A 12,999-nucleotide genomic window follows, 5' to 3' on the forward strand; every position below is an offset into this window, starting at 1 on the left:
ACGTTTGGTCATTGAACACGTGAACTCCAAATTCAACGCCATCCGTCGCGACTTGTTCCGTATCTCCGCCGCGCCTATGCTTACCTGCTGTCCAGCCTGCTCATAAGTGATTTCGCACAAAGGTGCCGAAAGGGGAACTTCCAGTGACAGCCCAGGCGAAAAGATTTCCCATCGTGGGCGTCGGCGCGTCCGCCGGCGGGATTCCGGCGATGGAAGGGCTGTTCAAGGGGATGACCGATCAGCCCGGCATGGCGTTCGTCGTCATTACTCATCTCAGCCCTAAGCGAGAGAGCCTGTTGCACGAGGTCGTCGGCCGCTACACCGAAATGGCGGTCGAAATCGCGGCGGACGGCATGGTCGTTCAACCGAACCACGTCTATGTCATGCCGCAGAACGTGACCATGACCATCGACAAGGGAATGCTGCGCCTGCGCCGGCCCAATGGGTTCAGCCAGGAGCGCAAACCCATAGACATCTTCTTCAGCGCACTGGCCGAAGACCAGGGCGAACATGCCGTCGGCGTCATCCTGTCGGGCGGAGATTCCGATGGAACCTTGGGCGCCAAGGCGATCAAGGAGCATGGCGGGCTCACCGTCGCGCAGATCTCCGACGGCTACGGCCCGCGCAACCCCGATATGCCGCAGAGCGCCATCACCAGCGGACTTATCGATATAGCCGCGCCCGCCGAGGAGATCGGCACGAAACTGGAAGCCTTCACGCGCGGCTTCGACGCGTTGAATGGGTTGGCGGAGGAGGATAGCGTCCGCACGGCGGGTATGGAAAAGGTCCTGTCTCAGATCTACGGCATCCTGCGCAGCCACTCAGGCCATGATTTCTCGGGCTACAAGACCAAGACGTTCCTGCGACGCATCAAGCGGCGCATGCAGATCGCGCAGATGCAATCCATTGGCGCATACGTGGAATGGCTGCAGAAGGACCCTCGCGAGGTGATGAACCTTTTTCGCGACCTGCTGATCAACGTCACCAGCTTCTTTCGCGATCCCGAGGCCTTCGAAATGCTCGAGCGAAAGATCGTACCGCAACTCTTCGAAGGCAAGACCGCCAACGACATCATCAGGGTGTGGATTCCCGGCTGCGCCACAGGCGAAGAGGTGTTCTCCATCGGCATCCTGCTACGCGAACATGTGGAAAAGCTCCCGGTCGTTCCGCGAATCCAGATATTCGCGACCGATATCGACGAACCGGCGCTGGCGGTGGCGCGGGCAGGGCGCTATCCCGAAGCCTTGCTGCAGGGACTTTCCCCCGAACGCCGCCAACGGTTTTTCAATGGCGACGGCGACACCTATGTCATCAGCAACGAGATACGGGAGCTGTGCATCTTCTCGCCGCACAGCGTCGTTCGCGACCCGCCTTTCTCACGCATGGACCTGGTCTCGTGCCGCAACCTGCTGATCTATTTCGGCCCAGCCATTCAGAGCCGGGTCATTCCTATTTTTCATTACGCCCTGAAGCCTGGCGGTTACCTTTTCCTCGGCACCTCGGAGAGCGTCGGACAGAACGACGATCTGTTCGCTACCGTCGACAAGAAACATCGCATCTTCCAGGCGCGGGAGCATGCCTCGCCGCATGTCAGGCTGCCGGCCCTGATCGGCGATGGCCGTTCAGGCGCGTTCCCGTCCGAGAGCACTGGCTTGAGGAAGGGAGCCGCCGGTTATCCCCTACGCCAGGCGGTCGAGGCGCAGGTGCTGGAGCGCTTCGCCCCCCCGCATGTGCTGGTCAACGCCGAGGGCGATGTCGTCTACTACTCAGCTCGCACCGGCAAATATCTCGAAGCGCCGCAAGGCATTCCCAGCCGGCAACTGTTGACAATGGCGCGCCGTGGGCTGCGACTCGACTTGCGCGCCGCGCTGCGGGAAGCGACGTCGACGCGCCGGACCGTCATACGGGAAAATCTCACGGTCGAGGAGGATGATGAGCGGATCCAGCCGATCAAGCTCACCATTGAGCCGCTGGCGGAACGCGACAATGGCGAGCCGCTCTATCTCGTCCTGTTCGAACCGTCGGGACCTACGCAGATCCGCACAGACCAAGGCGGCAGCCATGACACCGACAGCACCGCCGATCTGGAGCGAGAACTGCGCGATGCGAGGGAGCGCCTGCAATCGACGATCGAGGAATATGAGACCGCACTGGAAGAGGTGAAATCGTCCAACGAGGAACTCGTCTCTGTCAACGAGGAGGCCCAGTCGACCAATGAGGAACTTGAGGCCTCGAAGGAGGAAATGCAGTCGCTCAATGAGGAACTGAACACTATCAATGCCGAGTTGACGAACAAGATCGAGGAACTCGATCACGCCAACAGCGATCTGCGCAACCTGTTCGAAAGCACGGAGATCGCGACCATTTTCCTCGATCGCAATCTGGTGGTGCGGACCTTCACGCCCGCGGCTTCGTCGTTCTTCAGTCTGCGACCCTCCGACGTCGGCCGGCCGCTGACGGACCTGTCGAGCCAGTTGGAGTATCCCGAGTTGAAGCAGCATATCGCCGAGGTGTTCGAGACAGGCGAGACCCTGAACCACCACCTTGCGCGCGACAGCGCCGGGCGGTTTCACATGGTCCATATCAATCCCTATCGGGACAAGAGCAACCGCGTTCAGGGTGTGGTCGTGACACTGGTCGACGTCACCACTCTGGCTCAGGCGGAAGAACATCAGCAGGTTCTCATCTCTGAGCTCAACCACCGGGTCAAGAACATGTTGGCGGTGATCGTCAGCATTGCGAGCCGCACGCGGGAGAAATCCGTGTCGAAGGATGAATTCGCGGAAGCCTTGATCGGGCGCTTGCATGCGATGTCGCGGGCCTATGGGTTATTGAGCCGGAAAAGCTGGAAGGAAGCTTCGGTCAGCGAGCTGCTTCACCAGGAGCTCGAGCCGTTTGGCATTGAACGGTTCGAACTGAACGGCCAGGAGATAGAACTTGGACCGCAACAGGGCCTTTCCCTTAGCATGGCCGTCCACGAACTGGCCACCAACGCGGCCAAATATGGCGGTCTTTCCAAACCTCGTGGCAAGGTGGTGGTGATGTGGTCGATCGCTGACGACATGTTTACGCTTACCTGGCGCGAGAAGGACGGTCCCCCTGTCAATGAACCCGTCGGCAGCGGCTTCGGCCTCACGCTGCTGCAGGGAGAGATCGGCTACAGGCTTGGCGGCCATGTCGAAACCGTTTTTCGCAAGGAAGGCCTCAACGTTCAGATCGCATTTCCCGTTAACCGGAAGGAGGGGTCGTGAACGACGGACCGCGCGTCCTGGTTGTCGAGGATGAATGGCTAATCGCGGAAGACACCGCGTTAGTCCTGCGTAGCGCCGGTTACCAGGTGGTCGGTCCCGCGCCTTCGGTAGCCGCGGCGCTTCGTCTCGTCGGCTCGGACAAGATCGACATGGCGTTGCTGGACATTCAGTTGAACGGTGAAACGAGCCTGCCCCTCGCGGAGACATTGCAGGCGCAGGGTGTTCCCTTCGCCCTCATGACGGGATTTGGCGCGCGCGACCTACCGGCATCCTTTCGCGACTGCAAATTCGTGCCCAAGCCGGCGACTGAAGCAGCTATCCTGGCTGCGCTGGCCGACCTGGGGTCGCTGCGCGACGTTTCGCGTTGACGGGCACTCGAAGGGCGCCACAGGATCAGTCCAAGGGCTTGTCCGTCGGTCGCGGAGTCGTGCTGGGCTGACGGGGACGACCGGCATTTCGATTGGCTGTGGGATTGTCCAGGGGAGGGGCTGAAGGGTGAGATCCTCCGGCAGTCTTCGGCGTCGGCGATTTCGCCCCTGCGTCCGTATCACCGGCGTCTCGCCTCGGGTGTGGCAAACCATCGGTGTTCGGAGACCGAATAACGGGTTTCGAGCGAGAATTCTCGTTGGCCATGGCGGCCCCCTTCTTCTGAACCGAACTCAGCGGGTCAATCGCCGACACAGCAGAAGGTTCCGAACTGCCAATGCCGATCGGGCGGGCGTCCAACGGATGCCGGGAATGAGACAGCTCTTGCCTCTGGAATTGCGACATCTCAGCCATGCGGCCGCATAACCACCTTGATGCAACCATCCTGCTTGTCTCGGAAGGTCTTGTAGAGGTCCGGCCCGGCTTCGAGCTCGGCTCTGTGGGTGATGACGAAAGACGGGTCGATCTCGCCATTCTGGACCTTGGCCAGAAGTGGTTCGAGATAGCGCTGGGTATGGGTTTGGCCCATTCGGAAGGTCAGCCCCTTGTTCATCGCGGCGCCGAACGGGATGTGATCGACCAGGCCGATATAGACGCCGGGAACCGAGATGGTGCCGCCCTTGCGGCAGCAATAGATCGCCTCTCGCAGCACATGCGGCCGATCGGTGCCGAGATAGACGGCGGCCTTCACCTTGTCGAGCATGGCGTCGGCGCTGGCGCCGGGGTCGGATTCAGTGCCGACGCAGTCGATGCAGCGATCCGGGCCGCGGCCGTCGGTCATCGCCATCAGTGCGTCGTAGATATTGGAATTGCTGAAGTCGAGCGTCTCTGCTTTGCCGTGTTCACGCGCCATGGCCAGCCGCTCCGGCACCTTGTCGATGGCGATGACGCGGCCGGCGCCGAGCATCCACGCGCTCTGGATGGCGAATTGGCCAACCGGGCCGCAACCCCATATCGCGACCGTATCGCCCGGCTCGATGCCGGCGTTCTCTGCCGCCATGTAGCCGGTCGGGAAGATGTCGGAGAGAAACAGCACCTGTTCATCTTCCATTCCCTCCGGCACCTTGATCGGACCGACATCGGCGAACGGAACCCGCAGATATTCCGCTTGTCCGCCCCAATAGCCGCCGACAAGATGCGAATATCCGAAAAGGCCGGCCGGCGATTGCCCCATCGCTTCGGCGGCCTGTTTTGCGTTGGGATTCGAGCGGTCGCAAAGCGAAAACAGCCCGTTCTGGCAAAACCAGCACTCGCCGCAGGAAATGTTGAACGGCACCACCACCCGGTCACCCTTCTTGAACTTCGAATGGCCCTGACCAACCTCCACCACTTCGCCCATCGTCTCGTGGCCAAGCACGTCGCCCGATTTCATCGTCGGCATGTAACCGTTCATCAGGTGGAGGTCGGAGCCGCATATGGCGCAGCACGTAACCTTGATGATCACGTCGCGGTCATCCTCGATGACGGGATCGGCCACTTGGTCGCAGCGTATGTCGCCTTTGCCGTGCCATGTAAGGGCTTTCACGATGTTGCTCCTGAGTTTCGAGGGTGCGTTTCATTGGTGAGACGCGCGTTTCTCGTGCGTGGCGCCGAAGATGCCGCCGGTCAGTCCTGGGACGCCGAGCCCGGCGCAGCCATCTCGCGGTGCTGTTCGGCCAGCGTACCCGCTGGCGTGACATGCGCAGCGGCGACCTGCAGCTTGTTCTTCCAGCCGCTGACCACCTGTTCTTCGCCAGTCATCATCGCTTCGTAGCCGGCCTTGGCAACGTCGGCCGGATTGTCCTTCTCGTCGGTGCCGACCTTGGTGTCCATCATCTCGGCGCGTTCGAAGAAGCGTGTCTGCGTGGCGCCGGGCATCAACACGGTCACCGTGACGCCGGTGTCCTGCAATTCGTGACGCAAGGCGATCGCGAAGGAATCGATGAATGCCTTGGTGCCGTTGTAGACGGCTTGGAAAGTCCCGGGCATGAAACCGGCGATCGACCCGGTGAAAAGAATGCGCCCGCGCCCGCGGCGAGCCATCTTGGCGCCGAGTTCATGCGCGAGATACACCGTTCCGGTGATATTGGTGTCGATGATGCGCCGGATCTTCCCCCAGTCCTGGTCGACGAAGCCATTCCCGAGCCCGCGTCCAGCGTTGAGAAACAGCAGGTCGATGTCACGCTCGCCAATTCGGGAGATCAGCCGATCCACGCCTTCGACGGTCGCGAGATCGGCCTCGACGGCTTCGACTGCGATATTATGTGAGCCGAGTGCCTCGGCGGCCTGCTGGATTGCCGGTTCATCAGCCGCAACGACGAGATTGTAGCCATCCTTCGCGCAGAGTTTCGCAAGTTCCTTGCCTATGCCGCTCGAGGCGCCGGTGACCACTGCGAGTTTTGCATCCGTCATGATTTCCTCCGTCGTGCCGGCCGAACCAGCAGAGGAGATGATTGTTCCGTGGATCGGTATCGTCCGGTCGGCGCCTGTCGGGAGTCTGACTTCTGCTCTTGGCCGGGCGATGGATTTTCGGAATTCGGGCGGGAACAACCGGATGGTCCCGCAGTTCGGCGCGTGCAGGAGGAACATGATGCAACATGCTGATAAGATCGCGCTCCGGCGTGTGAAAATGCTGGTCGAGCAATATGTGCTGACCAGGAGCAGGCGATATGATTTCGTGTCGACGGAGTTGGCTTGCAGGGCCATTCGTGAGGTGATGCGCAGCCCGATCGAAGATGCCGAACTGGATCGCATGTTGGCCAGAAGCGCGGCCAGGCAGGGGCTTTCGGTGCGATTCGACCGGATGGAAGCTTGGCAGGCTGCTTCGCCATCTCCCACCGAAGGAGTATCGATATGAGAGCCGTGTTGCTGATGCTGGCACTGGTCTGTCTGGCCGGGTGCAACAATCCCGATCCCGACAAATCCAAAGCGGATACGAACAGTCAGCCGGTCGACAAAAACCCCACAACCGACACGAACCCCACCCCACAAACCACCACCGGCGGAGATCAGCAAGGCACCCAACCGGCCCAGCCGGCATCCCCTAAGCCGGCTGGCGGCTAGCTACCGGCCTAGCCCACCAGACTGGGACCGCCATAGAGCAGTTCATCGTCTGCGGAAACGGCTAACCACTCTGTGTTGTTGTTTTTGCGCAATTCCTAAGGGAAAGCGCACCGCGCTTTTCCCCGGAAAGCCGTACACACTTTTCCTGGATTGCTTTAGTGGCGCGCCGAGCTTCTCGTTCTGGGTTCCCTGGCAACAATTCTGACGGGTACCGATTTGACGGCGGGGACGTGAGCCTTCTTGGCCCGGTGCCACAGAGGAACCAGGGGATTGAGTTCCGGATAATAACCGGCGCAGTTGCCTTCGGGCACGGAGTAGGGGGTGATGCGCAAACCTCGAACCCGCCGCTCCACGCCATCATCGGCATGGGTTTCCAGATCGATTTCCTGCCCGGCGCTCAATCCGAACCGCTGAATGTCGGCCTCGTTCATCAACAGGACCATGCGTGTGCCGTGTATGCCGCGCAGTCTGTCATTGTACCCATAGACGGTGGTATTGAACTGGTCATTGGAGCGCACCGTTATCAGCGTCAGCACATTGTGACCCGAAACATCGATGTCCGGGTCTGTTTCAAGCGTCGTCGGCAGCTTGAAATTGGCTTTCTTGTTCGGCGTCTCCCAGACCCGTTTCGAGGCCTTGATATCGCGGTGAAAGCCTCCCGGCGTCAGGAACCGCTTGTTGAACTCACGAAAATGCTGCGGGTAACAACGCTCGATCTCATCGCGGATAAGGGAATAATCGGCGACCCATTTATCCCACGGGATCGAACTCACCCCCGATACGGTGGCCTTGGCCAGTTCCGCCACGATCTTCGGTTCGGAAAGCAGATGCGGTGAAGCCGGCGGACGCGAACCGAAGGAGCCGTGGATACAGGCGGTGGAGTCCTCCATTGAAACGGTCTGGTCACCGCTCGCCTGATGGTCCCTTTCCAGCCGCGACAGGCAGGGCAGCAGATAGGTCACCGCCCCTGGCAGGAGATGGCTGCGGTTGAGCTTGGTGGCGACTTCGACATGCAGCCCAAGCCGACGCCATGCTTTCTCGATCAGGCCGGTTTCGGGAACGGCGCGAACGAAATTGCCGCCGAGTCCGATGAAGCCTTTCACCGAGCCGGCGATGACGCCCTCGCAGGCCTCGACCGTGTCGAGACCCTTCTCGCGTGGCGGCTCGAAATCATAGAACCGGGCGAACTTGTCGAGCGGAACGAGCTCGGGCTTTTCGGATATGCCGATAGTGCGCTGGCCCTGGACATTGGAATGGCCGCGCAGCGGTGAAATGCCGGCGCCGGGCTTTCCCATGTTGCCGCGCATGAGCAGCAGGTTGCATAGCATCTGGACGTTCTCGGTACCGTGCCGGTGCTGTGTCAAACCCATGCCGTAATTGCCGATCACCGCATTGGAGCGGCTGTAGACCTCGGCAACATGTTCGAGATCCGCCTGCGCTATTCCCGAGCGCCTGACGACTTCGTCCCACCTGGCTGCCCGCAAGTAAGCCTCGAATTCGGCAAAACCATCCGTGTGCTCGGCAATGAAATCGACGTCGAGGACGCGCGGATTCCCGTGTTCCCGTGCCGCGTCGTCGAGCGCCAGCACCGCCTTGGCGATGCCGGTCATGGCGGCGATATCGCCGCCGCTGCGGACCTGGAAGAAGTCGCTGGACATCTTCGTGCCGGGCCCCGGCGACAGCATCTCAAGGGGATCTTGCGGATTCTTGAAGCGCTTCAGCCCCCTTTCCGGCAAGGGATTGAAGGTGAACACCGGCACCCCACGTTGACGAGCCTCTTGCAGCGGATGCAGCAGCCGCGGCGCCGTCACCCCGGTGTTGTGGCCAAAAAAGAACATCATGTCGCACTGGGAGAAGTCCTCGAGCTGCACGGTTCCAACCGGCGAGCCGATCGATTCGGGCAGCCCGACCGATGTCGATTCGTGGCACATGTTGGAAGAATCGGGCAGGTTCGATGAGCCATAGATACGCGCAAAGAGCTGATACATGAACGAAGCCTCCAGCGAGGCCCGGCCGGATGTGTAGAAGACGACCGATTTCGGATCGAGCCGCCGCAGCTCCATGCCGATCTCGAGGAATGCGTCATCCCAGGAAACCGGTTCATAGCGGTCGGTGACGGCATTGTAGCGTAGGGGATCCGTAAGCCTACCCTGTTTTTCGAGGTCACGATCCGGCCAGTCGAGCAGTTCGGTGACCGTATGTCGTGCGAAGAAATCCGGGCCGCAACGCAGCTTTGTCTGATCCCACATGGTCGCCTTCGCGCCATTTTCGCAGAACTCGAAGGGCCGCGGATCGGCCGGCTTGGCCCATGAACAGGAAACGCACATGTAGCCATCGGCCTTGTTCTGCTTGAGCAGCGTGCTCCATATGCCCGACATCAGCAGGCCTTCGCCGTATGCCTTGCGGACCAATGACCTCAGGGATCCCCATCCGCCGGTGGGATGGTTGTATTTTTTTGTTTCGATACGGTCGGTTACGGCAGGTTTCATCGAGATCGTCCTTGAAGAACCGATACCGAACCTCGCCCGTCACCGATTGTTCCCGCGGCTCCGTGCAGTGTTGGGGTCGAATCTTGCGGGTCGAAGCCGACGCGACCGAGGAGTGATCGCGGCCGGTCGTGGAACTATTTTCGTGATCGGCTGTTCGGCTTGGGAAGGGAGCCTGGCAATGGTGCGACGCAATGCAGTGCTTTCGCTCGTGATAGCCGCCATCATCATCATCGGCTTCCTCATAGGATCTCTCTATGCCGACATGGGCTGGCATACCTCGCCACTGAAGCGGGCGCCTGAACAGAACCGGGGCGGTAACGCGCCGACGGATACTTCGCCAGCCGCGGGTGTCCGGAAAAATCCCCAGGAAAACACCGAAATGCCGGGGCAGCAGTAGCGACCTCGAACGGGATCCCGCGCGAAAGGATGTCATGCTGTCAGATCCTACCGTGCTGATCTTGATGTATTTCCTGCTGCCGGTCTGGTTGGCCGCCGGATTTGCCGACTGGCTCTGCCATCGCGCCTCTCACATCGAATCGACGACAGGCGCCAAGGAATCGTTGATCCACCTTCTGATGTTCGCCGAGGTCGGAATACCTTTGCTGGCCGCCATGTTTCTTGACGTGAATGCTCTCATCATTCTCGTCATGATCGTTACCTTCTTCGTCCACGAGGCGACAGCGATGTGGGACGTCAGCTACGCCACCACCGCCCGCACCGTCACGCCGATCGAGCAGCACGTTCACAGCTTCCTGGAGATGATCCCGCTGATGGGGCTGGTCAGCGTCATTTCCCTCCACTGGGGACAGTTCCTCGCCTTGTTCGGGGCAGGGACGGAAACCGCGCGCTTCGAACTTGTCTGGAAATCGCAGCAGCTGCCGGTGATCTACATTGCCTGCGTGATGGGCGTGATCCTGCTTTTCGAACTGCTTCCCTATCTGGAAGAGCTCGTCAGGGGATTGCGGGCCAATGCCGGGAAACTGATCCCGTCGAAGGCCAGGCGAGGAGATCCGGGCCAGACGACATGGCGTTGACACGGATCGCGCGGCAGCACCCCTCCAGCCGCCGGCGTCGGATATCCCGCCGGTCCGCAATGCCAGCATCCTTGTGCGGAACATTTCTGCCGGGCTGGCCATTGAGCGAGCGGGCATGGCAGCGATGGGGAGTGCGATGATGGGATTTCTATCCGACCTCGACAAGAAACTGACGGACAATGTCTACGAACATGGCAGCCAGCTCACCGATTCCGCCGCGGATCTCCCGCAGACGGTCGGCGAAATTGTCGAACGGCTGATGCCTTTCGTCCAACCTGAGGCGCGCGAGACGGTCAAGGCTCAGATTCTGGGCCTGATCCACGAGTACAAAGCCGAGCGCACCCGGAGCGCCGCCGAGCAGGATCATCCAGACTGAACTACCCGTTCTGGTCTATCGCGTGAGGCGCCGGCTGGCTGCCGCCCCCGCTGCCCGATGTATCGCGACCGAACCATATCCAAGCCGCGACAAGCACAATCACCACAATGGCTATCCAGGCAATGAGACGGGGCATTGAGGGATCCTTCCCTGCCAGTCGATCATTTGGGGGCGCGACGATCAGGATGGAAATCGAACCGCCCCGCCGCCTCCTCGTTAATCCGGCTACCGATCCTTTGTTCCGCTCGCGCTGGTCCCTGCCTCGGTTGACGGGGAGGGCGGGCGCGCTAGATCAAAACTTACGCCGAACATGGTTTTCGTTGGTGGGGGAGGTCATTCGTGTGGCGGGTCCAACGCCGGATCTAATTCTTAGCGGTCGTCGCCTTGGCCGCAACAGCGCATGCCTGCTGTTGCTCATGGCCATGTCGACCGCGTGCTCGTCCTCGGACCAGATCGAACAGCAATCCCGAACTGCCGCCTCGACGGCGCAGACCGTATCAATGACGCTTGATGCCTGGGCGGCGGGAGCTGCCCCTTCCAAATATGCTTCGGGCACGCTGCAATCGGCCGGCACGACACTGGCCGATATCGACGCGAAGATCCGATCGGCCACTACGGCTGAACCTGCCGAGCAGGCTGCGTTGGCGGAGGCGGTCAAGGACCTGTCGATCGCGGTGAACCGCGCCCAGGCGGGAGTGCAAGCGGACCGCCGCCCGCAAGTGCAGGAGGCTCAGGAAGATATTCGGACGGCCACGCGCTCCCTGGCCGCCGCTTACTTCAGATATTTCGCGCCGAAGCCATGAAGAAGCTCCTGGAAATATCGCTGGGCATCGTCACCAGTGTTGGCGGCTTCCTGGAAGTCGGATCGATGGCGACGGCAGCCCAGGCAGGTGCGACCTTCGGGTTTCAGCTGATCTGGGCGGTGGTTCTCGGCACCATCTGCATCATTTTTCTGGTCGAGATGGCCGGCCGGTTTGCCGCCGTGAGCCATCACACGATCTCTGACGGGATCCGGGAACGATTTGGCTTCAACGTTTCGCTATGGCCATTGCTTGCCGCCCTGCTGGTCAATTTCATGCTGCTGTCCGCCGAGATCGGTGGTGTTGCCATCGCGCTCGAACTTGCCACCGGCATTGGCTTCCAATGGTGGGCTTTACCCGTGGCTTTGATGGCATGGCTGTTGCTGTGGAAAGGCACGTTCGGACTGATCGAGAAAGGCGTGTCGATACTCGGCCTCGTGACGCTGTGCTTCGTGGTCGCAGCGGTGATGCTGAAGCCCGATTGGACAGCTGTCGCGTCCGGCGCGGTGCCTACACTGCCGGCCCACGACGCGGCGAATTACTGGTACATGGCGGTCAGCATTCTTGGCGCTTCGATATCGCCTTACCTGTTCATGTTCTATTCCTCGGGGGCGATCGAGGACCAGTGGGACAGAAGCTATCTCGGAACCAATCGGGCCATCGCCGGACTGGGCATGGCGTTTGGCGGCACCATTTCGATCGGTGTCTTGATGGTGGCCGCGCTCGTGCTTGCAACGCACGGCATCGATCAGGTCGACGACTATCATCAATTACCATTGATGCTGATCCCGATATTCGGCTTCTGGGGGTTCGTCCTGTTCGTTGCCTCGCTCGCTATCGCTTGCTTCGGCGCCGCACTCGAGGTTGGGCTGCAACAGGCTTATCTGGTGGCGCAAGGGTTTGGATGGAACTGGGGCGAAAACCTCAAGCCACGCGACGATCCTGGCTTCAGTGCCGTCTACACGGTATCATTGTTTCTGGCCGCCATCCCCATCATGCTTGGGCTCGATCCGCTGAAGCTCACCATTTTTTCCATGGCGCTGACCGCCGCCAGCCTGCCGCTGACGGTAATTCCTTTCCTTTTCCTGCTGAACGACAAGCGCTATGTCGGCGAGCACCGCAACGGCATTGTCTCGAATGCCGCGGTGATCTTCATCATCGGGCTTGGTTTCGTGCTCGCCGTGGTGACCATTCCCCTGCAGATATTCGGAGGCACGTGATGGATTTGCTGCGCGACATCCTCGACAAGCAGATCGTCGACCGCGAGCAGGTCAAGATCGGCAAGATCGACGGGCTGGTGGCGGAGTTGCGGCCGGGCAAGCCGCCGAGGATCATCGCGGTCGAGCTCGGCTCCGTCACCTTGGCGCGTCGACTGGGCGTACGGCCAGGGCGTTGGATGACGCAACTCGCGGCAGCGTGGGGCGGCAAACGCCATCGCAAGCCGCACCGGATCGCCTGGAAGAAGGTCCAGGACATAGGCGTCGACATCCAGTTCGATATCGATGTGCGCGAAACCTCGATCTTCGCCTGGCAGGACTGGCTGCGCGACCATGTCATCGGACGCATTCCGGGAGCTTGATG

11 protein-coding genes are annotated in these 12,999 nt (G+C 60.8%); 8 read left to right on the forward strand and 3 right to left on the reverse strand.

Going from position 1 to position 12,999, the window contains the following annotated elements; genetic code table 11:
- Window positions 1-143: 143 nt before the first annotated feature.
- Together FJ940_RS04195 and FJ940_RS04200 are read left to right on the forward strand one after the other, a co-directional pair.
- Entirely contained in the window at window positions 144-3,251 is a 3,108-nt protein-coding gene (locus FJ940_RS04195; protein ID WP_140655457.1) for a CheR family methyltransferase, read from the forward strand.
- A complete protein-coding gene (locus tag FJ940_RS04200) occupies window positions 3,248-3,619 on the forward strand; it encodes a response regulator (RefSeq protein WP_140515210.1) in 372 nt (123 codons plus the stop codon). Before FJ940_RS04195 ends, FJ940_RS04200 begins: the two co-directional genes overlap by 4 nt.
- Before the next feature lie 404 nt (window positions 3,620-4,023).
- Here the strand turns inward: FJ940_RS04200 and FJ940_RS04205 are convergent, their stop codons facing one another.
- From FJ940_RS04205 to FJ940_RS04225, 3 genes are all read right to left on the reverse strand, one after another.
- The gene (locus FJ940_RS04205; protein ID WP_140497428.1) at window positions 4,024-5,202 is read right to left on the reverse strand and encodes a zinc-dependent alcohol dehydrogenase; all 1,179 of its coding nucleotides are present in this window, start codon (window positions 5,200-5,202) and stop codon (window positions 4,024-4,026) included.
- An 80-nt stretch (window positions 5,203-5,282) separates the two neighbouring features.
- A complete protein-coding gene (locus FJ940_RS04210; protein WP_140497430.1) occupies window positions 5,283-6,068 on the reverse strand; it encodes an SDR family NAD(P)-dependent oxidoreductase in 786 nt (261 codons plus the stop codon).
- An 806-nt stretch (window positions 6,069-6,874) separates the two neighbouring features.
- On the reverse strand, window positions 6,875-9,208 hold the full coding sequence (locus FJ940_RS04225) for an FdhF/YdeP family oxidoreductase (RefSeq protein WP_140655460.1): 2,334 nt from the start codon (window positions 9,206-9,208) through the stop codon (window positions 6,875-6,877).
- Window positions 9,209-9,386: 178 nt separating this feature from the next.
- Between FJ940_RS04225 and FJ940_RS04230 the strand changes: the two genes are divergently transcribed.
- The 6 genes from FJ940_RS04230 (at window position 9,387) to FJ940_RS04255 (ending at window position 12,997) form a co-directional block, all read left to right on the forward strand.
- Window positions 9,387-9,605: a hypothetical protein gene (locus tag FJ940_RS04230; protein ID WP_140655463.1), complete on the forward strand. Its 219-nt coding sequence runs from the start codon at window positions 9,387-9,389 to the stop codon at window positions 9,603-9,605.
- Window positions 9,606-9,639: 34 nt separating this feature from the next.
- Entirely contained in the window at window positions 9,640-10,242 is a 603-nt protein-coding gene (locus tag FJ940_RS04235) for a diguanylate cyclase (protein ID WP_140655465.1), read from the forward strand.
- Window positions 10,243-10,378: 136 nt separating this feature from the next.
- On the forward strand, window positions 10,379-10,618 hold the full coding sequence (locus FJ940_RS04240) for a hypothetical protein (protein ID WP_140515215.1): 240 nt from the start codon (window positions 10,379-10,381) through the stop codon (window positions 10,616-10,618).
- Window positions 10,619-11,034: 416 nt separating this feature from the next.
- Window positions 11,035-11,421, forward strand: coding sequence for a hypothetical protein (locus FJ940_RS04245; RefSeq protein ID WP_224647132.1), 387 nt, complete (start codon window positions 11,035-11,037; stop codon window positions 11,419-11,421).
- Window positions 11,418-12,638, forward strand: a complete 1,221-nt coding sequence (locus FJ940_RS04250; protein ID WP_140655468.1) for an Nramp family divalent metal transporter — start codon at window positions 11,418-11,420, stop codon at window positions 12,636-12,638. Before FJ940_RS04245 ends, FJ940_RS04250 begins: the two co-directional genes overlap by 4 nt.
- Complete coding sequence (locus FJ940_RS04255; protein WP_140515218.1) at window positions 12,638-12,997, forward strand: hypothetical protein; 360 nt, start codon at window positions 12,638-12,640, stop codon at window positions 12,995-12,997. The genes FJ940_RS04250 and FJ940_RS04255 overlap by 1 nt, the downstream gene beginning before the upstream one ends.
- The last annotated feature ends 2 nt before the right edge of the window (window positions 12,998-12,999 follow it).

This window comes from Mesorhizobium sp. B2-3-7, from assembly GCF_006442695.1.
Taxonomy (GTDB): domain Bacteria; phylum Pseudomonadota; class Alphaproteobacteria; order Rhizobiales; family Rhizobiaceae; genus Mesorhizobium.